The organism is Robertmurraya dakarensis (assembly GCF_900156875.1).
GTDB lineage: Bacteria > Bacillota > Bacilli > Bacillales > Cytobacillaceae > Robertmurraya > Robertmurraya dakarensis.
In genome coordinates, this window is record NZ_LT707409.1 from 1,911,873 (window position 1) to 1,934,279 (window position 22,407).

A 22,407-nucleotide genomic window follows, 5' to 3' on the forward strand; every position below is an offset into this window, starting at 1 on the left:
TACTCCGACTTTACAAGCTTAGATTTTTTCAACTAAATTAAAGTACTCTTCAAGAGTCAAATTCTTTTCATGAATAACCGTTGCCGCCTCGATACCAACGTAACGGTAGTGCCATGGTTCATACTGATAACCTGTAATAGATTCTTTTCCTTTAGGATACCTTAAAATAAAACCGAATTTATGTGCATTTTCTGCCAGCCACTGTCCTTCAATTGTTTCACCGTATTCTTCAATTAATTGATAACCGACACTTGGGCTTGATATATCCATTGCCAGGCCGCTTTGATGCTCACTAAATCCTGGAATTGCAACGACTTGTGCAGCTTCCTCCCGCCCTACTTGGTTTTCTTTCGCAGCAAATAGACCTTCTTGTCGTTCATATGAACGATATCCTGACACAGCAAACAAATCGATCCCCTCATTCTTTGCTTGTTCAAATAATATTTCAAGGTGTTCTGCCGCTTCCTTGCGAAGATAGCTCTTTTCAATGTCTAAGTCTCCGAATGAAAAAGGGACGTTAGGCCGTTCTAAATCCTCAGGTATATAGTCATTTGGCAAGGCAAATTCCTTATTAACCAAAGCCAAAACATTTAATGGATTTTGAATGACATTTAATCCATTCACCTCTTTGATCTCATTAAAATAATGAGATTGTAGAGTGGGTACATTGGGTTGTTCTTCTATGATGTCTGTTTTTTCTTCATTTTCCTTAGCTTCATCTTTACTTGGACTGCTTTCTTCTGAGCTATGATTACCCTGATTTGACGAAAAAGGCATTTTATCAATCAATGGGGATAGCCCGCTGCACCCTGATAGTAATAGAATAGCGCTTGCTGCAACTAGAGTACGTTTTTTCATCATCCTTCACCTGTATCTAATAAATTTCGTTGTCAACTCGTCAACATCTACTTATTCTACATGAAGGTCGAGGAGATGAACAGGGTTAATCGTCATACAACCTCACCCCTAAGAATATCTTAAATGCAGACTTTTCTTATAAAAAACAGCCTCCCTCCATAGGGAAACTGCTGTAATGAAAGTTATTTTACCGCTGGGAAAAGGGCAGTAAGACCCCTGCTGATGGTAGTTTTACTTTATAGCCGCATCTAAAGCAACAACAATCATGTCATTAAAAGTAGTCTGCCGTTCTTCAGATGTTGTTTCTTCACCTGTTAAAATATGGTCACTTACTGTTAAAACGGAGAGAGCATTTCTCCCATATTTGGCAGCCAGCGTATAAAGGGCCGCAGTCTCCATTTCAATAGCTAGAATTTGGTACTGAGCCCATTTTTCATGCTCAGCGTTATCATTATAAAACATATCTGCAGTAAAAACATTTCCAACTTTTAAATTTAATCCTCGTTCCACGCCAGCGTCGTATGCTTTTTTTAGTAAGTCAAAATTCGCTGTTGGCGCATAGTCAACACCGCCAAATGTTAATCGATTCATTTGCGAATCTGTCGAAGCACTCATGGCTAGAATGACGTCACGTACTTTAACATCCTTTTGAATAGCTCCACAAGTTCCTACTCGGATTAAGTTTTGAACATTATAACTTTGCATAAGCTCATTTATGTAGATCGAAATAGACGGAACACCCATTCCTGTGCCTTGAACGGATACCTTTTTCCCTTTATATGTACCAGTATACCCGAACATATTACGTACTTCATTATAGCAGACAACGTCCTCTAAGAATGTCTCTGCAATATATTTTGCCCGCAGCGGATCTCCTGGCAATAGAACCGTTTCTGCAATTTCATTTTCTTTTGCACCAATATGTATACTCACAAAAATTCCTCCTTTTTATTAGTTCGATTTTAATCGCTTTCTTCCACAGACATTATACGCTAAAGTAAATTGTTTGTCTTTTTACAGACTTTACTTGTATCTGGCGAGGCATTTTTTCATTTGGATTGGGAAAGCTATCACTAGCTTTTCCAAAGGAGGTTCAGAACATGCCGAAAGAAAAAATGAGCAAAAAACTACAGCAGGCTGTGCAGCATGCAAATGAAACAACACCTTCTTCTCGTTCAAATACAGAACCACATACATCGTTAACCATTAAAAGAAAACATAAAAAATAGCAGGAGGATCACATGGGTAAAAAAAACCGTAATCGCATTAACCAACCGAAAAAGAATAATCATATTCCGCCAGAAGACATTGTAGCGGAACATGAAGCACATGGAAAAGAATTTACTTCAAAGAAACGTAAGAACACAACATGATGTAATAAAATAAGGAGAGTCTCCACTCTCCTTGTTTTCTTAATCTCGTACTAGCGTATATGAATCCGATTAACAGGCTCCCAGCCTCCAGGTAATAATTTATAATAAAATTGTCCTTGTCTGCCTTCATCAATATAAACAATATCCCCTGTGGAAATAAACCTTCCTTCGTAATCTTTTGGTATACAATCTGGTACATTAAATTTCTTAAATACATTTTCTAAACATTCTTGATGTGTACTGCCATTAACAAATATTCTGTATACTTCCTTATAACCCTTCTTTTGTCTAAAAATGGGTGTCTGAAATATAGTCACATCATAAGGCTTCTTTTTGATCCGTACTAATTCCTTTAACATATCGTTTTCCCCCAAATCCATATATTGGCTTTACCCCTCTTATCCACGACAACGATTGTCAAATCCTAATACTATCTAATACCATTTCGTCTTTGTCGAATCCTTCATCAAATTTCATCTAATATTGTCGGGTTTACACTTTATTAAAAATTTACGTTCAATTAATTGAAAATTCAGCATGATCTATATTAAATTAATGCCCTATTTCACAATAAAAAATATTAAAGGGGGAATGTTCATTGAGGGTGTATGATAGAAATGTCCCATTGTTCTTGTAATTTTGGATACCTTTCCAAATCATTTATTCATGCTGCCAGCCAGCTTGATTACGAAGTTTACTCATGGACAATCAAACGCCAAGCACAATTTATTCACATGCAAAGGCTTCAAGTTCACGGTGTTATTTCTGATGAAATACAAAAATCTAGTCCTCCAAATCTATTTGCAGCCTATAACCTTTTTGAAAAAGGACAGCAGTTTCTAAAATTGTTCATATAAGGCTAGCAGAAAATAAAAAAACGATGAGCTTTTCGTAAAGCTTCATCGTTTTTTTGCAATTATACTTTTAGGAAAAACGGCTGACAACCGATTGAATTTTTTGAGTCATTGCTGGGATATCTGCGCTAGATACAGTTAAGCGAACATTCGTCTCATCCATTTCAAAAGCTTCTGCCAAGAATCCGCCTAATCCTCTCGCCTTTCTGTCAACTTGCATCAGGATTTCAAATTCATTATTAGATATTGGAAAGAACACCAATTCTAATTCATCCAACCGACCTCGGAACTGACCTGTAATCGGTACAAATTCAAATTCTTGGATGAATGGAAGCCTGCGGCGCATACGATGCGGAGCCTGTTCACACTCTACTTCTCTTAGGCGAAAACCTAAATCAGACACAGCATTCAGCACCGATTCCATCAATCTTCCTGGCACAATTTTCAAGTAATCTTTATCCGTCGGATCTACAGCGTTTTTAATATCTAGACCTGTTGCTACCCAAACTTTTGTTTTTCCAAGAGTAATCGGAGTATCCGCAGGTAATATGAAAGAAAATGGCAGCTGTTTAGTTTCACCAGATCTAATGGTAAATGACTGTGTCAAACGGAATTTATCAACTTGGCCTGTTAGGTTGTGTTTCTTATCGTCTACCTCTTTAACATAAGTGGTATAGAGTACTAAATAAATTTCATCAATACTCTGATCTACATTTCCTCCCCTTACTTCTACAACACCCCTAACTTCTTCACCCGGAGCAACTGTATCTCTTTCTAGCTTTGTATCAACAGTTGCAGCTCCAATTCCTACACTAGCAAAGACTTTGTTAAAAAATGACATTTCATTTCCTCCTAGATTCTAAAATAACTTCCTCTATATCATTAAAAATCTCATTTGTTGACTGGTATGGAGATTCAATTAACAGCAGCCTTTTTATTACATGCTTCCCTTTTTTTGTGATCTCTAATTCCTCCTCCCACGGCTTTTCTTTTTGATTACCAATAGGAGCGTATCCAGAGTAAAGTAAAAACAATAAAAAATGCCCCAAACCATAAAAGTCACTTATCGGTGCTATCTTTTTAGGAACTGGATATGAGATTAATTCGTTATGATGATCGTCCATCCTCCTAGCAAGGCCAAAATCAATCAATTTTATTTTCCCATCATCCATCATAATATTAGGAATTCTAATATCCCGATGGATAATCCCTTTTTCATGGAGAACAGTAATTAATGAGAGCAATTCCAAACCTAATGAAAATGCTTCTGCCTCTGAATATATATTTCCTTCATCGAAGATCAATTGTTCAAATGTTTTCCCGCTAATATACTCCATGGTATAAAAAGGAATGTGATCAAATTCACCCTCTTCATAAAATACCGGAAATCTAGAATGGGAAAGCGATTTAAGAATTGCCATTTCCTTTTGAAAAGACAATCTTCCCTTTAGAATGATTCTTTTATGAAAACGGAGCATCTTCAAAACAGACAGTCTTTTTGTCTGCTGGTTTAGTACTAAATAGCTATAGCCGTAACTCCCCATACCCAGTATGTCCCTTATTTCATAATGATGAATCATTTTTCCCCTAGAAAGCTTTTTTTCAAAGAGACTGGAAATGGTTAGTATAAGTGGTTTTAGTGACATACATTATTCTTCCTTTTTGGAACCATGCTTTGAGCCCTGATAGTACCTTGTTAACTGCTGTAAAAACTAGAGAAAAAACTACTTTTCCCTTTTCGCTTATAATGATGATGGCCGTAATGGCGATGCCTTTTATAGTTTCGTTTCCACGATGAGCTTGAACTATATTTATGGTACTTGGATTTCTTAATTAAAAGCTTTAAGATCTTCTTTAACACCAAAACCTCCTCCTTTCCCTTCCTATAAATTTATACGCAAAGAAAAGTAAAAGGTTTCAGCTGTTCATTATGTATGTAGATATTTTTTTAAAAACATTAAAAAATGACGAGCAAATACCCGTCATCCTTTATCATCTATTTCTTCATCGATAATACATTTTTCTATTAAATATTCAAAAGTAATATCAGCAAGTTCCTCTACTTCACCTTCAGATGGCACGTACCCTCTTCTTAGCAGCTCCTGAAAGAAAAACTCTGCTATTTCATCCGTATCAATAAATACTTCAATTTCCCTCACAGCATCGCCCCCTTTATTCAGAAATGTATGATGGAAGTTTCCTTTTCATGCTATATCATCGAAAAATGATTGACATTTTCACTTTAAAAATTAGAAAGTAGTCATCTATCTCTTGTACATGCATAGAAATTAAGTATAGTTTAACGGATTTCAAAAGATGATGCATTGGAGGCAAAGATGATGATAACCATTACAAAAAAAGTAGAAGCAATGATTGAAGATATAAATACAGAGGACAGCTATATTCTGCATCTTTTTGAAAAACTTACTTCTAATTTATTTAAGTTAGTATTGTTATTAGGGATTCCTCTAATTCTTTATATGCTGATAACCTTTATTTGAGGCAGTTAAACATGTCGTTTTCCATCTCTTTTTTCATCATTGTTAACAAGGGCTCTCAGTTTTAATATAATCACTTTCATGATGTGACCATACTCTTCATCTTTAAACATTTCATACAGTAAGGCGTAATCATTATATAAATCTAGAAGTCCATCAATTAATTCTTTTCGTTCCTTTTTCTCATTTAGTACTTCCTTCTCTGCCATCCGAAAAGGGGCAGCTGGTTCCTGAAGTTCAAGCGGCTTCTTTTTCTGGTTCATTAAATATAGAAGCCCCAGCTTCTGAATAAATGTATCGGCACTTTCTGCATCAGCTATGAGGAGCAGTTCTTCTTCTCCGGCTTCAAGCCACTCTCCATCACTAACTCGCGATAATTCATAAATTACATCTTCCCAAGCGTCTTCCTTGTACCTCCAAATCTCTGTTCTAAAACCGACAACTTTGAATAAATCAGCTCCATAACCTTTGACCTGAACAAGATCGCCAATTAAGTAGCGGTATTCAATATCTATATGTTCCTTTTCCATCACATGGCCATCAAATTCAGATAATAACTGAATACTCGATTCCATATAAAGGCCCTCGCTTTTATTTATTTCATAGACGTACATCCCGTCTAACCACTTTACATTTGTTACCTTCCCAACCGTCCCATACATTGTGATCACGACCGTATCACCTATCTTAAACTTTGGTTTTTTCCTTTTCTCCATGCCCTTCCTCCTCTCGGGTGATGAGTCGTGAGTTTTGATTACGATATTATATGCAGTAAAACTTCATTTCGTAACTTTTTTAAACCTTCCGCTTATGAACTCTAAAACTGGCAAAGGCTTTAGGGTTTGGATGAAAAGTAAATTTGACAAAAAAAATACCTCTAAAATTTGAGGTACCTGCGTTTATAATTTATATTATGTTATCTGTATATCTTCTTTTCATTAGACTTATATATTTCCCAAGCTTCATCGAATACAGTCATACTACTAAGATAAAAGCCATTTAGCTCCAAATAAGAACTTAATTCTTCATAATCCTTGCTGTTTTTTGGAAAGCTATGGTCAAGATATGCATCGTTGGCAAACTGATTGATCGTATTTACGGGCTTGGGATGTCGAAATGACATCAAAAAATGAAAAAATGATTTTGCCATATTTTTCGCCCCCTATTTATAACTAATACTATAACGAAAAATATGACATCATGTCCACCTAAACTATTTTTCCAGTTAGTTTTGCAAAAAAACAATCTGATCTGACGATCAGATTGTTTTTTCTAGCCCCATCTTGCTTTTGTAAGCTCATACACAGCTAAGACGACATTAAACATTAAAATGGATACGGTGATAGGGACAGCTAATAGCCAGTTTTTACCTAATTTTTCTTTGATAATCCCTACATAATACCCACAGAAAAATAATACAAATAAAGCTGCTGATAGCATGATTAATAATGCAATTTCCACAACTTTCCCCCCATTGTTGGAAAATAGTACCCTATGCCCTATTATAGCGATTCCCAGAGGGAATTTTGTGAATATTGAGTGAACAAACTGTGACATTTTGCATATTACCTTCTGATTAACCTTTATCCTATTTGTCCTTAATTCTGAGAAGCCGTAACCCATTTAATGTGACAATAAGAGTTGCACCCATATCTGCGAAAATGGCAATCCACAATGTAAGCCAGCCAGGAATGACTAGTAATAGTGCCACAAGTTTAATTCCTAACGAGAATGTAATGTTTTGCTTAATAATGGTTAAGGCTTTCCTGCTTAGCTTTACTGTAAATGGCAGTTTGCCAACATCATCAGCCATTAATGCGATATCCGCTGTTTCAAGAGCTGTATCCGTTCCAGCTCCTCCCATGGCAATTCCGACAGAAGATGCAGCTAATGCAGGAGCATCATTTACCCCATCACCGACCATTGCCACACGATCATATTTATTTCTTAGTTCCTTAATAAAAGATAACTTATCCTGTGGAAGCAGTTCAGCTTTAATGTCTGAAACTCCTATCTGTCCTCCAATTGCATTCGCTGTCCCTGTGTTATCTCCCGTTAACATAATTGTTTTTTGAATCCCGAGGGAGTGGAGTTTTTCGATGACTGCTTTACTGTTTTCCCTTAAGACGTCAGCGACCGCAATTAGACCCATGATTTCATTGGAAGTACCGGCCACCATCACAGTCTTTCCTTGATCTTGAAGCTTAGAAATTTCCGCTTTCACATTAGAAGGAATCCCTTCTGTTAATAATTCTTCAAACAAGTTCGGACTTCCGACATAATACATCTTTTCTTTAACAATACCTCTAATTCCTTTACCTGTAATTGATGAAAAGTCTTCTATTGTAAGATCTTGAAAAGGTAAGTTTCCTTCTTCCGCTTTTTTCATAATAGCAGAAGCCAATGGATGCTGCGATCCATTTTCCAATGCAGCAATAGTCGTTAAGAGTTCATTTGTATCCGTATTGGGTTGAGTAAGATAATCTGTTACCGCGGGTATCCCCTTCGTCAATGTCCCAGTTTTATCAAAAGCAATGGCTTTTATAGCCCCCATTTCTTCTAAATGAATGCCTCCCTTGATCAGCACACCATTTTTTGCAGCATTACCAATTGCTGTTACAATCGCCACAGGAGTCGAAATAACTAGTGCACAAGGGCACCCAACTACAAGAGCTGCTAACCCCTGATAAATCCATGTATCCCAATCAGCTCCAAAGAACAGGGGAGGAACAACCGCTACACCAAGAGCTATAAGCATAATAAGCGGGGTATAGTATTTTGCAAATTTATCGACAAATGCTTGTGACGGTGCACGTTCTGCTTGTGCTTCTTCTACTAAGTGAATAATTTTAGCAATAGTTGTATCATCTACATGTTTCGTAACCTTAACCTCAAGGAGCCCCTCTTCATTTAGGGTTCCTGCAAAGACTTCATCATCGATTGTTTTTGAAACAGGGACAGATTCACCTGTAATGGCTGCTTGATTGACGGATGATAAGCCTTTTACTACGATTCCATCCATTGCTATTTTTTGCCCAGGTTTTACAATCATAATGTCGCCAACCTGGATATCATCCACATCGACCGACAGCTCTTTCTCTCCTCTTCGTACTAAGGCTTCTTTTGGAGCTATATCCATTAATGATCGAATGGACTGGCGTGCTTTATCCATGGAGTACGTTTCGAGAGCTTCACTAATCGCAAATAGTATCACAACTGTGGCTCCTTCACCCCATTCCCCAATAAACGCTGCACCAATGACCGCAATGGTCATTAAGGTTCTCATATCAAACTGGAGACGGACCAGATTCTTTAGCCCCGTGATAAACAGGCGATATCCACCAATTATCATAGATGCACCATAGCCTAAAATCGAAGAGAAATCTTCTTCACCATTCATTTGTCCTGAAATCCATCCAATAAGCAAGAAAACAAGTGAGACAATTACCGTTGAGTGCTTTTTCAAGAATGGCTCTTTTTTCTCTTCAAATTTCTGCTTTTCAGGTATGATTTTTAAATTTTCAAAAGCACCTGCTTTCTCAAGCTCTTCAATTGTTGTATCTCCATAGACTGTTAGTTTTGAAGCACCGAAATTTACATTGGCATCAGAAACACCATCCAGGTGTTTTACGTTCTTTTCGAACTTTGTCGCACAGCCAGCTCAGGAGAATCCTTGTACTCGGTAAACGTTTTTTTCACTCATTTTTTCTAGAGTCTCACTCATGGATTTTCGCCTCCTTTTGGTGTGTAAGTGCAATTTGGATTAATTGTTTGACATGATCATCGTCTAGTGAATAAAAGACTAATTTGCCTTCTTTACGGTACTTCGCTAAACCCAAATTTCGCAGTAAGCGTAAATGGTGTGAAGCAGTGGCTGTTGTAGAACCTACAATATTAGCTACATCACATACACACAGCTCACCTTCTTCAACCAGCGAATAAGCAATCTTAATTCTAGTGTCATCAGATAACGCTTTAAATATTTTTGCAACAGCAACGGTATCCTGTTGAGTAATCGATTCTTTTACCCTTTTTACTTTTTCTTCATCCACACAGGTAACTTCACATACATCATCATGTTTCAAGTAACTCACCTCTTCATTCAAATACCTATTTGATTATTAGTATATGTAGTTACTGACAAATGGTCAAATATTCATTTGAATGTTTTAATATTTATGGCTTAAGTGTTCCGAGAGTTACTATCTCCGACAGGGATACTATGGTAAAAAGAAATGTGGCTCATCGTTTTAGATGAACCACACATTAAAGATATATACGATTTTAATCAAACTTAAAATAATTTCTTTTTAACAACCGCGGTTTCTCCAAAAGCTCCTTAAAAGTTAACGAATTTTCCAGAACTTTTGAATCAATTAAAAAGAGTTGGTCTTCAATTTGCTCGATGATTTCTTCTTCTTGGTAATTCATTCCGCATTCCTTACAGGATATGCATGGAGTTTCTTTAATTTCGATTGCTTTTGTGCCATCAGGAAGCTCCCAGAAGACTGAAATTGCTTCCTTTGTGATATTCTCAGATGAACACCATTCACAACACATGCTCATTTCCCCTCTCCAGTATCTTCTTGGACATGGTTCTTCTGTTGTGCCTCAAATTTTTTATTCTTTAACTGATCACGTTTTTCACGTTTATCTTTTAAAGATGAGTGTTTCGGGTCTTGGGCATATTGATGCCTTCTGTCCAAGCGTTGCAATTTTTCCGGGACAAGATTGAATTGGTTCTCATTCATTATTCCGGCAATTCCGATATTTGATTTATTTTTTTCATAATCAGGATAGACAGCTTTAAAGTAATCCTCCGCTCTGCCAGGTACATAGTTCTCAGGCTCTGGATAAGAAGTGATCACCCCTTCAAAATTCCTTAACACCACTTTATCTGCGCTTTGTGAAATTAAATAATTCGGCTGAAGCGCAATTTTCCCTCCGCCTCCAGGAGCATCGACTACAAAGGTAGGGACTGCATATCCAGACGTATGTCCTCTTAAGCCTTCAATAATTTCCAGTCCTTTTGAAACAGGTGCTCGAAAGTGGCCAATCCCTTCTGATAAATCACATTGATAAATATAGTAAGGACGTACTCTTATTTTCACTAAATCATGCATAAGCTTTTTCATGATCGGGACGCTGTCATTTATTCCGGCAAGGATGACCGCCTGATTTCCAACCGGTACACCGGCATTTGCGAGCATCTCACAAGCCCTTTTTGAATCCTCTGTAATTTCGATGGAAGTATTAAAATGTGTGTTCAGCCAAATTGGATGATATTTCTTTAAAATATTACAAAGGTTCTCTGTGATTCTTTGCGGAAAAACGACCGGTGCCCGAGTGCCAATTCGGATAATTTCTACATGATCGATTTCACGTAAATTCTTTAAAATATACTCGAGAATTTTATCATTAATTAACAGCCCATCTCCTCCAGAAAGAAGGACATCTCTTACTTCTGGTGTGTTCCGAATATAATTAATCGCATCATCTAACTGCTTTTTAGGTACTCCCATGCCGATTTGACCTGAGAACCTCCTTCTCGTACAGTAGCGGCAATACATGGAACATTGATTCGTTACGAGGAAGAGAACACGGTCAGGGTAGCGATGGGTGAGCCCTGGGACCGGTGAATCCTCATCCTCATGTAACGGATCCTCTAAGTCATACTTTGTTTTATAAATCTCTTTTGATATCGGTACCGATTGCATTCTAATTGGACAGCGAGGATCATCTGGATTCATTAGTGATGCATAATAAGGAGTTATATTTAAAGGAATTGTTTTCGTTGAAATTCGTACGCCTTCTTCCTCTTCAGGAGTAAGGTTGATCACTTTTTTCAGATCATCCAGCGTACGAATCGTATTTGTTAATTGCCATAGCCAATCATTCCATTGTTCTTCTGTGACATCTTTCCAAAGTTCAATTTCTGTCCAGTGTCTTTTAGGTTTATATAAAGATTGCTTCATAATTGATTCCCCCCACATAAATGCTTTACTAATTACTTGCAAGTTTCATGCCAACTTACAAAAAACGAATAAATGGGGAAAGTGCTTGTTTACGCACAAAAAAAAGCCGATTATTCGGCATTGGTGAGATGATATTTCTGCATCTTGTATTGAAGTGTTTGCCGGGGAATTCCTAATAGTCTAGCTGCTTTTTTAATATTACCGCTTGTTTCTAAAAGTGCTTCCGCTATGAGTGTTTCTTCATATTTTTCTACTTTTTCTCTTAAGGAAGTCTGGCAGATTGAAGATTTTCCCATTTCCTTCTCTTGCACAGGTGCCACTTCTTTTAATAATAATGGGAGATCATCATAGGTTAGCCTATCGCCTTCACACACATTCATCATATATTCCACTGCATGCTTTAGCTCCCTGACATTACCAGGCCAAGAGTAGGAGAGAAACAACGACTTAACCTTCTCTTCTGCACCCTTCACTTGCTTATTTAACTTTTCATTAAATGATTTAATAAACACATCAGTCAAATATAGAATATCTTCTTTTCGTCGTCTAAGAGGTATCAGTTCAAACGTTAATACATTTAGCCGATAAAATAAATCCTCTCTAAGCGTTTTGTTTTGCAAAGCCAGCTTTGGATGCACATTCATCGCAGTAATAACCCTTACATCCACTAATAAATCCTTGGTTCCCCCAACCCTTCTAATGATTCCATCTTCTAACACTCGCAGAAGCTTTGCCTGCAGGTCGACAGGCATTGCATGAAGTTCATCTAAGAAAAGAGTCCCGCCGTGAGCAAGCTCAAACAAACCAGGCCGATCTACTGCCCCGGTATAACTGCCTTTCGTTGTACCAAATAGAATGCTTTCCAGAAGTGTTTCTGGTATGGCTGCACAGTTCTGAGCAATAAAGGGGGATTGTGAACGATTGGAAGCATAGTGGATCCCTTGAACAAAAAGCTCCTTTCCGGTTCCGCTTTCTCCAAAAACAAGAATCGGAGAGTGAGAGGTTGCAAGCTTTACAGCTTCTTTTTTTAAATTCATAAGCTCCGCATTTTTGGTCAGTACATCATCCAAGCTATAGCTTACCGCACTAGTATGCTTTGAGGATTTTTTTTTCGAAAGGAGTTTACCTTGAAGATCAACAAGCTGTTCTGACAAGCGCTTCATACTAGAATAATCTTTGGCGATTTCCATAGCGCCTACCAGCTGCCCCGACACAAATATCGGCAGAGTCGTATTCATCGTCTCTATTTTCTTCCCGTGGACATTTGTATAACTTTGAGCTACATTGTAAATTGCTTTTTTAGTTTGAAGTACTTTCAATAATGTACTGCTATCTTCATTTAAAGATGGAAAAACACGAAGAACAGGCTTGCCTACCACTTCATCTACGGTTAATCCATCATGCCTTGCCGCGACTTCATTGTAATAAATGGTTGTTCCGTCTAGGTCGACAACATGAATCGCCTCATCAATTCTAGAAAGTATAGCCTTTAATACTTCCTTCGAAATAACTCGCTCATGGATCATCTTTTCCACCTGCACTTATATTTGGAAATGATGCCGAAAAATGAGCCATAATGGCGAGAATTCGGCATATTATTTCGCATTATTAAGACCGGGAAAGGTCCTTTACCCAGACATTCATATTTTCGAGCTTATCATAGATAAACACATTGTTCGTCAGCCTGCCCCTGTATTGATAGCCAAGACCATGCAAGGCAGAATTCATACCAAAAGACAGCGCCCTTGCTATAGAGTAAGAACAATAAACCCCATCTTCCACTAGTCTATCTTCTAGTTTCTCTAAAAGAATCTTCATAAGCCCGTGTTTTCGATGTTGTGGCAATGTAGCACAATCCGTCATCTCTGCATTTTTATAGAATGTATTAACCTCGGCTGAAGCAGCACTTACGATTTCATTTCCTACCTGGAAAGCATAATAAATGGTTCCTTCTTCAATTGTTTTTTTTATATACTCTGGGTCATGTAAGGGTGTCGGGTAGATTTTGAAAACCTGCTGGTACAGCACCGCTAACTTTTCCGCATCGTCTTTTTCAATAAGCTTCAGCTCATATTGCTTGGGATGATCATTAGTTAACCCTATTCTTTCCAATTGTTGAACATTCTTTAGAATTTCATTTTCTTTTAATAACTGCTCGTTGTTGGATCTTTCTATAGAAAAATATTTGCAAAAAAAGTAACAATCTGAACCTAGAAAATACTTGTCAATAGCAGCTTCTGCTTGAAAGCCTCTTTCAAGCAGAAGCATAAACTGTTCTTTCCTTCCTTTCACGATTAGCTTTTCAAGCTTTAACTCCTTCGCTATCTCCTCTGCCTTTTCCAGCCCCTTCATTAGGTCGCCCCTAATGTCATCAATACGAACTCTTTTATTAAAAGGATCAATACAAACATTCATTGTACAATGCCGATCTAAAAATTCTTTTGTATAAGCTAATACAGTCATCTTTCTCACCTCTATAGAGTATTAAAGATGTTTAGCCTGACCATCAAGCAGTCAGGCTTTACCCTCATCTTTCACTTTTCAATTTCACACCATTTCAGTATAACACCTGCAATAATTTCAGCTGAAATGAAAACATCTTCTAATACAATGTATTCATTAACATCATGCGCCACTGCTGTTGTTCCCGGACCAAATACTACGACAGGAGTATTACCTATTTTTGATAATATTCCTCCGTCTGTTCCCCATGGGGAGGCTTCAATGACAGGAGGCTCCCCTTTTACACTTACAAAGCTTTCTGCAAGAGTTTGCATTAAAGGATGATCAACGTCTAAGTTTCCCGGAAGCCATCTACCTCCAAACCACTCTATTTCAAGGGGATGATGTTGGAACCACGGGTCGCTTTCAGTCAGTTTTTCCAAACATTTTTCTAATTGAATCTCAGCCTCTCTTAATGATTCGCTTGGAGCTACCCCAATACGTCCTTCGATGACACAAAGATCTGGAACCGATGACGGCCATTGTCCGCTTTGGATTTTTCCGATATTGATTGGGATCGGAATCGGAATTTTTTCATATAGCGGATCATTGATTGAAAGATTTCTAACCTTCTCTAATTCTTGCAAGCTTTTAATAACTGCCATTCCCTTTTCAATGGCATTTACTCCTTCATACCTGGTACCGCCATGTGCAGACCTGCCCTTGACTGTAATTCGGAACCACATTGACCCTTGCTGCTTTGGAAACACCTTCAGATTAGTTGGTTCAGGGATAATAGCCCCGTCAGCTTTATAGCCTCTTAGAACCGAGGCGAGCGTTCCAGATCCACCACTCTCTTCTTCTATTACACTTTGAAAAATAACATCTCCTTTAAGTGAGATTCCAGAAGATATAATAGCTTCCATCGCTAATAGTAAGGCGACAGAGCCACCTTTCATATCAGTAGATCCTCTTCCGAATAATTTTCCATCTTTTACAATTCCGCTAAAAGGATCATGTTCCCAATCATCCACATTACCTTCCGGTACAACATCTATATGGCCATTTAATATTAATGACTTGCCTCCTCCCTTTCCAGGCAAAACAGCAACTAAATTGGGGTTTCCAGTATAATCCTTTCGATCCGAACAATAACTATCGTGATTTAGTAATGCATCTTCTCCAATTTCCCATATATCAACATCTAGCCCGAGTTCTCGACACTTCTCAATCACAATGGCCTGTGCTCCACTTTCTTTCCCCCTTGTACTCCCCTCTTGAACAAGCTTTTGCAGAAAACGGGTCCCTTTTCCTTGATTATCTTGAATCCACTTTTTTACTCTCAATAATTCTTCCTGCAATTTAGTCCCTCCTTAATAAATGATCGTCATATCAGGACTTATTAAAAATCCACAATCTGTCTTGCTCTTAACTTCCTCAACGGAATATGGAGAAAATATTTCCACTAACTCTAATCCACGTTGATTTATTGAGAATACAGCCATGTCGGTAATGATTAAATCAACACAGGATTTAGAAGTTAATGGAAGTGTACATGATTTTACTATTTTAGAATGTCCATTTTTATCTACATGTGTCATTAAGACAATCACCTTTGCTGCTTTTTGGGCTAACTCCATCGCCCCTCCCATCCCTGGGACTTTTTTTCCTGGTACGATCCAGTTAGCCAGATCGCCTTTTTCACTAACCTGTAATGACCCGAGAATGGTTAAATCGACCCTGCCTCGACGGATCATCCCAAATGCAATAGCGCTATCACAATAGGATGCTCCCTCAATAACCGTTACAGGCAGCCCTCCTGCATTGCATAAATTTTCATCTTCCCTCCCATTCTCAGGAGCAGGACCCATACCGACAATGCCATTCTCTGCATGAAACATTACCTTAAGATGCTGTGGTAAATACTCGGGTACAAAAGACGGAATACCTATGCCTAAATTAACCACCATTCCTTCTTTGATCTCCGCTGCAGCACGTTTTGCCATACGATGACGGTGATCTATTCCCATGCCCATTTCCAGTTCACTCCTTGTGAAGGGATGATATAATCTACAAACACACCGGGCGTCATGATAGAGTCAGGATCCATCCCTCCTATTGGTACTATTTCCTCCACTTCAGCAATTGTAATATTACCGGCCATTGCCACGAGAGGATTCGTATTCCTTGCGCTCTTGTCATATATTAAATTCCCGTAAGCATCTGCTTTTTTGGCAAACACAATCGAAATCTCGGCCGTCAAGGCTTTCTCAACAAGATATTCCTTCCCATCCAGCATGACGGTTTGTTTATTTGCCCTTACTATTTCATTATCCATCCCGACATCGGTTAAGATGGCACCAAGTCCCACCCCGCCTGCACGTATCCTCTCAACTAATGTACCTTGCGGTGAAAACTCTACCTCAAGTTTACCTTCATTCATTAACTGACCCGCGATAGGGTTTGAACCAATATGGGAAGCAATGACTTTCTTTGCCCTTCCTTGATTGACAATCTTTCCGATTCCTATTTGTGGAAACCCAGTATCATTCCCAATAAGTGTGAGTTCGCGTATCCCTTTTTGTAAAATGCCTTCAATGATGGTTGGTGGAGATCCTACACCTCCGAAGCCTCCAAACATAATAATCGATCCATTATGAAAAAAATCTAGAACCCTGTTCAAACTGGTGACTTTCTTGAATGGATTTTCCATTCTCCTCTTCCTTTCCACACATCAAATCTCTTTTTGGAAGTTCATGATGACTATCTCTCTCCTGGAAGAAGTATTACTTTATTTGGACAATACTTCGGCCTCCAATTGTTTTAATGATTTGGCAAGCAGGCTTACGAGTTCGTCTATTTCACTAGTTGTGATGGTTAAAGGAGGGGCAATAAGAATAGCATCACCATTTATCCCATCAATTCCTGCACCAGCCGGATAAAGCAGAAGACCATTTTTTTGAGCAATTTCAACTGCTTTTTGGCTGACTTGAAAACTTCGCGGGAAAGGAAGTTTGTTAACAGAACTTTTCACAAACTCTATTCCCAGCAGCAGTCCTTTTCCACGAATATCGCCTATAAACGGCAAAGACTTCTGTAATTCAAATAATTGTTTAATTAGGTATTTATATTTAGATTCAACTTCTTGAATAAGATGATTTTTTTCCAAGTATTCAAAAACAGCCAGCGATACTGCACATACCTGTGGATTTGCACTAAGTGTATGCCCGCTCATTACCAGCTTGGAGCCTTTTAAAATCGGTTCCATTACCCTTTCACTGACCACGGCAGCAGCAATCGGTGCATAACCAGCTCCCAATCCTTTCCCTAATGCAACTAGGTCAGGCTCTACCCCCCACTGTTCAATCGCAAGCATCGATCCCGTTCGGCCGATGCCTGTCATAACTTCATCTGCGATAAAGAGAATTTGGTGTTTCTCACATATTTCTTTAATGACCTTATAATAATCTTTGGGAGGAGTAATAGCTCCACCCGCAGCGCCTACAACAGGTTCTGCAATAAATGCTGCGACTTGATCAGCTCCTATTCTCCTAATCGCGGTATCTAATTCTTGTGCGCAAAGATATTCACAGTCGGGAGCACTTTTTTTATATGGACATCGGTAGCAATATGGCGGATGTATAACGGGAAAATCCTCAAGAAGCGGTACAAAACGGGCTCTTCTTCCTGAATGTCCAGACATCGATAGAGCTCCTAGTGTAATACCATGGTAACTAACCCAGCGCGATAGTACTTTTGTTTTTGAGTAGACTCCTTTTTCTTGCCAATACTGAATCGCTATTTTCATAGTCGTTTCCGTTGCTTCTGAACCACTATTGACAAAAAAACACCAATTCAGATCTCCAGGGGTGCTTTCTGCAATTTTTTTTGCAAGATTTTCAGCGGGCTCGCTTGTAAAATGAGATCGATATACAAATGAAACTTTTTTCGCCTGCTCATTCATTGCATGTATCATTTCATCTACTCCGTGGCCAATATTGGCTGTCACTGCGCCTGAGGCGGCATCTAAATATTTTTTACCTTTTTTATCAAATAGATAAATACCCTTTCCGTACTCAATCATTGGATACTGTGCATCAAGAACCGGTTTAATTAAGAACGATTGATCCACGTCCTCACTCCATTCTGAATGAAAGCGTTCCCATTTTAGATTTATCAAACTATTAGATTGTATGAAATACATATCAAAATCTTTCTTAAAGAATAAGCGGACAAAACTTAAAGACTATGAAAAGCAGAACGCAAAAAGAACTAGCAGGTACCGAAATCCACCGCTAGTTCCTTTCTCCATATGTAAATTAAATTTGCTCAATAAAAATTTCTGTATCGTTCTCGCTAGCTGAGACTGCCGCCTTAGCACCAATCGGAATGGTCGCAAGAGGGGTAGTGTGGCCAAAATTAACATTCCCGATGATTGGAATGTCTTTCAATTCCCTTTTTGATTGTATGATTTTCTTTAAAGCAGCATCTGTTACGTTCGATCCCTTTTGAAAACGACCGATTAAGATTGCTTTAAGTTTATTTGCATCCGGTAAATGTAAAAGGGACTGTAAATCACGTTCAAACATCAAAGGATGTGATTCTTCATCATCTTCAATAAATAAAATAGCGTTTTTTAAGGAAGGCATGAAAGCTGTACCTTGAAGCAAATTCAATGTACTTAAATTCCCCCCGACTAGCTTCCCTTCTGCCTCTCCCTCTTGAATGACAAAATAGCCATCTTGTTCTATAAAAGTTCGGTCTTCTTCCTCTAAATGCCATGGGTCATCACTCCAATGAGAGGAAGGAGAAATTTCAAACGGAGCATCGTTCGTCACTGCGTTCAAAAAAGAATTCAGTGTATATTGAAATTCATGTTTTATTCCTAACGTAGAAAAATGCGGTCCTGAATAATTTATTAACCCAGTCTTATGATAAATTGCCAAGTTTAAAGCTGTTATGTCGCCAAATCCGCAAAAGACCTTAGGATTATTTTGGATACATTCGTAATCTATATATTTCAATAATTGGTTGGCATTATAGCCGCCTGACGCAGTTAATATCCCTTTTACACTTGGGGAACGAAACGCATCATGAAGATCTTCTATTCTTTCTTCGATCGATGTACTAAAAAATTCATCATGATTCTCAACATTTTTACCATAGGTTATGTGGAAACCTAAATCCCTCAACCGGCTTTCAGCCAGTTCAATTTGCTTGCCCTTTACAAGGGCCAGACTGGTAGATGGAGCAATCACCCGTATTTCACCACCTGGGCTTAATCTCTCAGCTAACATTATATCGCCTCTTTCGGTAGAGCAGAATTTGAAAACATGCCTTTAAAACACCATTATCTTAGCAGATAAGCGAAAATAAGAAAAGCCTGCCCAGATTGAAAGGCAGGCTGGTTATTAAACTGTTGCGGTTTGTTTTGGATTTGAAACCTTAGATTTTTCAATGATATCTCTTGCAATCCATACCCCACAGGCACTAGCTTGGGCAAGTCCTCTTGTAATTCCGGCTCCATCTCCGCCCACATATAAACCACTAATTTCTGTTTCAAATCGGTCATTTAATTTTGGGCGTGCGGAGTAAAATTTCGCTTCTACACCGTAAAATAATGTATGCTCAGATGCGATGCCAGGCGAAACATGATTCAATGCCTCGGTCATTTCCACCAAGCTCTTTAATGTATTGTAAGGAAGTACAAGCCCAAGATCCCCTGGAACCGCTTCTTTTAGAGTTGGCTCAAGAAAACCTTCTTTAATACGTTTTTCAGTTGAACGTCTTCCTTTTAAAATATCCCCATATTTTTGCACGATCAGACCGCCATTTGACAAACTATTTGCTAACCTGGAAATTTCATGTGCATATTCATTCGGCTTATCAAATGGCTCCGAGAATGTATGCGAAACTAATAAAGCAAAGTTTGTGTTATTGCTTCCAAGTTTAGGGTCTTTATATGCATGACCGTTAGCAAGCATAATGCCGGAATGATTTTCGACAACAACATGACCTGAAGGATTGCTGCAGAAAGTACGTACTTTTGTTCCAACAGAAGTATTAAATGTAAACTTGCCTTCGTACAGATTTTCATTAATTTCTTCCATGACAATATCTGAGGTTTCAACGCGGACACCAATATCCACTTGATTATTGAGCATATGTAAACGGCGCGCTTTAAGAAGCTTAGCAAGCCAAACAGAACCATCACGGCCTGGCGCTATTACGACCTTGTCTGCGGCCAAGGTTTCACCTGTCTTTAATTGTAAACCTGTAACTTTATGACCTTCATTCGCTTTTTCAGTGACTAAATCACTTACTTCTGTTTTAAAAGCCATGTCAATCTTACTCTGTAGGTATTCATAAATACTCTTCATAATTTCCAAATTTTGTTCTGTTCCTAGATGTCTTACTTGAGCGCGTAACAGCTTAAGGCCTGCGGCATATCCACGGCGTTCAATATCCTTCACTTTATCTGTTAGTGGGTCAGTGATACTTTTTGTTGCACCATGACTTAAGTTAATTTCGTCGACATACTTAATTAAATCGACAACTTGTGAATCTGGAAGATAATCTGTCATCCAGCCGCCAAACTCACTTGTAATATTAAATTTCCCGTCTGAATATGCACCGGCGCCGCCGAATCCGTTTGTTATTGAACATGCAGGCAAACAACCTGCGAACTCTTTTCTACCGATTGCAGGCGGACACTTATCTATCTTTTTTTCTAATATTGGACAATTTCTTTTATAAATATCATGGCCTTTATCAATCAATAAGACCTTGGCATCTGGCATTTTCAATGTAAGTTCATAGCAAGTAAATATACCGGCTGGTCCGGCACCAACAACAATTACATCATAATTGTTTTTCATCGTTTCTCCCCCAGACGTTCTTTATATTTTTCGTCTTTTCTCAACCCTTTAATAATATAACAAACTTACTATGAACGGTCAACATCAAAAACCGAACTATCACTAACGTTAACTAATAATTGTTCGTTTAATAATAAAATTATAGAAAATTAGAAACTCTCACACTTAAATATTCAAACAAGACAAATAGAGGAATTACCCTGTTTAGGTAATCCCTCTAGCTCCTATCAGCTTATTTTATTTACAGTAGCTTGCACCAATGATAATCAATAAAATAAACAATACAACAATTAACACAAATCCACCGCGATATCCTCCTACATAACCTTGAGTCGGGTATCCATATCCGTAACAAGGGTCAAATCCGCAATGATTATATCCATGTCCGTAATGCATAGTGTTGTCACTCCTTTTGTTCATTCGGTGTTTACACTGTTAGACTATGTACTAGGTACTTGACCTGTATATGTATTTGCCTAGTTTTCTTGAAAACAATAGGCCTTTAACTAAAATTTGGGCTAATACCTAGGAAAAAGAGCTAGTTAAACAAAAAAGCCGCAAGCTGCGGCTTTGAACATTCCTTATTTATTCTCAAATAGTTTCTTATACTCTCCGTATCCTTCTTCGTCTAATTTTTCCTTCGGAATAAAACGAGTAGCTGCAGAATTAATACAGTATCTTAATCCTGTCGGACCGGGGCCATCGTTGAAAACATGCCCCAGATGAGAATCTGCTGATTTACTTCGTACCTCTGTACGTATCATGAAGTGAGATGTATCCTCTTTTTCAATAATTTCTTCTTCAATCATAGGCTTAGTAAAACTAGGCCACCCGCAGCCCGCATCAAATTTGTCTTTTGAACTGAACAACGGTTTACCACTTACAATATCTACATAAATTCCTTCTGAAAACTCATTCCAATATTCATTATGGAAAGGAGGTTCTGTCCCGTTATTTTGTGTTACTTCATATTGAATGGGCGTTAATTTCCTCTTAAGTTCCTCTTTATCTTTACTGATCATGATTTTCCCCCCAATGATCTTTTTTGAATTGTTCTCTCCCCGATCCTCTGCTATATGCATTGTACCTCACTGGGTTCTTTTTATAAAAATCCTGATGATACTCTTCCGCATTGTAGAAAGGTGTTGCTGGAAGAATCTTCGTCGCAATCTGTTTCGAAAAGCGTCCGCTATTCTCTAATTCTTGCTTTGATTTTTCAGCTAGTGCTTTTTGTTCTTCATTATGGTAAAAAATCACAGTCTGATACGATTGACCGCGATCATAAAACTGCCCCCCTGGATCGGTAGGATCAATTTGCTGCCAATACACTTGAAGAAGTGCCTCATATGAGAAAACTTCGGGATCAAATGTAATTTGAACAGCTTCATAATGCCCTGTTGTTTCAGAACACACTTCTTCATATGATGGATTTACTTTATGCCCTCCAGTATATCCCGACACTACTTTAATAATGCCAGGCTGTTGGTCAAAAGGTTTCACCATACACCAAAAACACCCGCCAGCAAAGG

Annotated in this window: 28 protein-coding genes; 4 read left to right on the forward strand and 24 right to left on the reverse strand. The window is 38.3% G+C overall.

Annotated features, from left to right (window positions below; genetic code table 11):
- Positions 1-18: 18 nt before the first annotated feature.
- Positions 19-858, reverse strand: a complete 840-nt coding sequence (locus CZ487_RS17940) for a M15 family metallopeptidase (protein ID WP_077213656.1) — start codon at positions 856-858, stop codon at positions 19-21.
- Between the two features lie 231 nt (positions 859-1,089).
- The gene (gene deoD / locus CZ487_RS17945; RefSeq protein WP_077213657.1) at positions 1,090-1,791 is read right to left on the reverse strand and encodes a purine-nucleoside phosphorylase; all 702 of its coding nucleotides are present in this window, start codon (positions 1,789-1,791) and stop codon (positions 1,090-1,092) included.
- A gap of 167 nt (positions 1,792-1,958) precedes the next feature.
- Between deoD and CZ487_RS27755 the strand changes: the two genes are divergently transcribed.
- Both CZ487_RS27755 and CZ487_RS27760 read left to right on the forward strand, forming a co-directional pair.
- Entirely contained in the window at positions 1,959-2,087 is a 129-nt protein-coding gene (locus tag CZ487_RS27755; protein WP_272914209.1) for a hypothetical protein, read from the forward strand.
- 12 nt (positions 2,088-2,099) lie between these two features.
- Positions 2,100-2,231, forward strand: coding sequence for a hypothetical protein (locus CZ487_RS27760; protein WP_272914210.1), 132 nt, complete (start codon positions 2,100-2,102; stop codon positions 2,229-2,231).
- A 50-nt stretch (positions 2,232-2,281) separates the two neighbouring features.
- Here CZ487_RS27760 and CZ487_RS17950 read toward each other — a convergent pair whose 3' ends face one another.
- Positions 2,282-2,590, reverse strand: a complete 309-nt coding sequence (locus CZ487_RS17950; protein WP_077215377.1) for a YodL domain-containing protein — start codon at positions 2,588-2,590, stop codon at positions 2,282-2,284.
- Between the two features lie 249 nt (positions 2,591-2,839).
- Here CZ487_RS17950 and CZ487_RS17955 point away from each other — a divergent pair, with 249 nt between their 5' ends.
- Entirely contained in the window at positions 2,840-3,088 is a 249-nt protein-coding gene (locus CZ487_RS17955; RefSeq protein WP_077213659.1) for a PI-PLC domain-containing protein, read from the forward strand.
- A 67-nt stretch (positions 3,089-3,155) separates the two neighbouring features.
- Here CZ487_RS17955 and CZ487_RS17960 read toward each other — a convergent pair whose 3' ends face one another.
- The 3 genes from CZ487_RS17960 to CZ487_RS17970 all read right to left on the reverse strand — a co-directional run bounded on the left by CZ487_RS17960 (position 3,156) and on the right by CZ487_RS17970 (position 5,244).
- Positions 3,156-3,926 carry a sporulation protein gene (locus tag CZ487_RS17960; RefSeq protein WP_077213660.1) on the reverse strand — a complete coding sequence of 257 codons (771 nt, stop codon included), beginning with the start codon at positions 3,924-3,926 and terminating at the stop codon, positions 3,156-3,158.
- A gap of 1 nt (position 3,927) precedes the next feature.
- A complete protein-coding gene (locus CZ487_RS17965; protein WP_077213661.1) occupies positions 3,928-4,731 on the reverse strand; it encodes a serine/threonine protein kinase in 804 nt (267 codons plus the stop codon).
- A 336-nt stretch (positions 4,732-5,067) separates the two neighbouring features.
- Complete coding sequence (locus tag CZ487_RS17970) at positions 5,068-5,244, reverse strand: YozD family protein (RefSeq protein ID WP_077213662.1); 177 nt, start codon at positions 5,242-5,244, stop codon at positions 5,068-5,070.
- A gap of 177 nt (positions 5,245-5,421) precedes the next feature.
- On the opposite strand from CZ487_RS17970, the gene CZ487_RS26770 reads away from it, so the two are divergent.
- The gene (locus CZ487_RS26770; RefSeq protein ID WP_154676052.1) at positions 5,422-5,586 is read left to right on the forward strand and encodes a hypothetical protein; all 165 of its coding nucleotides are present in this window, start codon (positions 5,422-5,424) and stop codon (positions 5,584-5,586) included.
- A 5-nt stretch (positions 5,587-5,591) separates the two neighbouring features.
- Here CZ487_RS26770 and CZ487_RS17975 read toward each other — a convergent pair whose 3' ends face one another.
- The 18 genes from CZ487_RS17975 to msrA all read right to left on the reverse strand — a co-directional run bounded on the left by CZ487_RS17975 (position 5,592) and on the right by msrA (position 22,381).
- Positions 5,592-6,299 carry a hypothetical protein gene (locus CZ487_RS17975; protein WP_077213663.1) on the reverse strand — a complete coding sequence of 236 codons (708 nt, stop codon included), beginning with the start codon at positions 6,297-6,299 and terminating at the stop codon, positions 5,592-5,594.
- Positions 6,300-6,499: 200 nt separating this feature from the next.
- Entirely contained in the window at positions 6,500-6,733 is a 234-nt protein-coding gene (locus CZ487_RS17980; protein ID WP_077213664.1) for a YozE family protein, read from the reverse strand.
- Between the two features lie 122 nt (positions 6,734-6,855).
- The gene (locus tag CZ487_RS27275; protein ID WP_077213666.1) at positions 6,856-7,044 is read right to left on the reverse strand and encodes a hypothetical protein; all 189 of its coding nucleotides are present in this window, start codon (positions 7,042-7,044) and stop codon (positions 6,856-6,858) included.
- Positions 7,045-7,171: 127 nt separating this feature from the next.
- Positions 7,172-9,307 (reverse strand): heavy metal translocating P-type ATPase, encoded by a 2,136-nt coding sequence (locus CZ487_RS17990; RefSeq protein WP_084783330.1) that lies wholly within the window; start codon positions 9,305-9,307, stop codon positions 7,172-7,174.
- Positions 9,300-9,668, reverse strand: coding sequence for an ArsR/SmtB family transcription factor (locus CZ487_RS17995; RefSeq protein WP_077213667.1), 369 nt, complete (start codon positions 9,666-9,668; stop codon positions 9,300-9,302). The genes CZ487_RS17990 and CZ487_RS17995 overlap by 8 nt, the downstream gene beginning before the upstream one ends.
- Positions 9,669-9,867: 199 nt before the next feature.
- Positions 9,868-10,143 (reverse strand): YokU family protein, encoded by a 276-nt coding sequence (locus CZ487_RS18000; protein WP_077213668.1) that lies wholly within the window; start codon positions 10,141-10,143, stop codon positions 9,868-9,870.
- Positions 10,144-10,145: 2 nt separating this feature from the next.
- The gene (kamA, locus tag CZ487_RS18005) at positions 10,146-11,558 is read right to left on the reverse strand and encodes a lysine 2,3-aminomutase (RefSeq protein ID WP_077213670.1); all 1,413 of its coding nucleotides are present in this window, start codon (positions 11,556-11,558) and stop codon (positions 10,146-10,148) included.
- A 110-nt stretch (positions 11,559-11,668) separates the two neighbouring features.
- Positions 11,669-13,084, reverse strand: coding sequence for a sigma-54 interaction domain-containing protein (locus CZ487_RS18010; RefSeq protein ID WP_077213671.1), 1,416 nt, complete (start codon positions 13,082-13,084; stop codon positions 11,669-11,671).
- 82 nt (positions 13,085-13,166) lie between these two features.
- Entirely contained in the window at positions 13,167-14,021 is an 855-nt protein-coding gene (gene ablB / locus CZ487_RS18015) for a putative beta-lysine N-acetyltransferase (RefSeq protein ID WP_077213673.1), read from the reverse strand.
- Positions 14,022-14,092: 71 nt separating this feature from the next.
- A complete protein-coding gene (locus tag CZ487_RS18020) occupies positions 14,093-15,361 on the reverse strand; it encodes a peptidase (protein WP_202617855.1) in 1,269 nt (422 codons plus the stop codon).
- 12 nt (positions 15,362-15,373) lie between these two features.
- Positions 15,374-16,036, reverse strand: a complete 663-nt coding sequence (locus CZ487_RS18025) for a 3-oxoacid CoA-transferase subunit B (RefSeq protein WP_077213674.1) — start codon at positions 16,034-16,036, stop codon at positions 15,374-15,376.
- Positions 16,021-16,713: a CoA transferase subunit A gene (locus CZ487_RS18030; protein WP_077213675.1), complete on the reverse strand. Its 693-nt coding sequence runs from the start codon at positions 16,711-16,713 to the stop codon at positions 16,021-16,023. Before CZ487_RS18030 ends, CZ487_RS18025 begins: the two co-directional genes overlap by 16 nt.
- Positions 16,714-16,791: 78 nt before the next feature.
- Positions 16,792-18,132 (reverse strand): aspartate aminotransferase family protein, encoded by a 1,341-nt coding sequence (locus CZ487_RS18035; RefSeq protein ID WP_077213676.1) that lies wholly within the window; start codon positions 18,130-18,132, stop codon positions 16,792-16,794.
- A gap of 187 nt (positions 18,133-18,319) precedes the next feature.
- Positions 18,320-19,297 (reverse strand): S66 family peptidase, encoded by a 978-nt coding sequence (locus CZ487_RS18040; RefSeq protein WP_077213677.1) that lies wholly within the window; start codon positions 19,295-19,297, stop codon positions 18,320-18,322.
- A gap of 114 nt (positions 19,298-19,411) precedes the next feature.
- Positions 19,412-20,878, reverse strand: coding sequence for an NAD(P)/FAD-dependent oxidoreductase (locus tag CZ487_RS18045; RefSeq protein ID WP_077213678.1), 1,467 nt, complete (start codon positions 20,876-20,878; stop codon positions 19,412-19,414).
- 237 nt (positions 20,879-21,115) lie between these two features.
- On the reverse strand, positions 21,116-21,274 hold the full coding sequence (locus CZ487_RS27765) for a YjcZ family sporulation protein (protein ID WP_077213679.1): 159 nt from the start codon (positions 21,272-21,274) through the stop codon (positions 21,116-21,118).
- 185 nt (positions 21,275-21,459) lie between these two features.
- On the reverse strand, positions 21,460-21,900 hold the full coding sequence (msrB, locus tag CZ487_RS18055) for a peptide-methionine (R)-S-oxide reductase MsrB (RefSeq protein ID WP_419865727.1): 441 nt from the start codon (positions 21,898-21,900) through the stop codon (positions 21,460-21,462).
- Positions 21,890-22,381 carry a peptide-methionine (S)-S-oxide reductase MsrA gene (gene msrA / locus CZ487_RS18060; RefSeq protein ID WP_077215380.1) on the reverse strand — a complete coding sequence of 164 codons (492 nt, stop codon included), beginning with the start codon at positions 22,379-22,381 and terminating at the stop codon, positions 21,890-21,892. The genes msrB and msrA overlap by 11 nt, the downstream gene beginning before the upstream one ends.
- Positions 22,382-22,407: the final 26 nt, after the last annotated feature.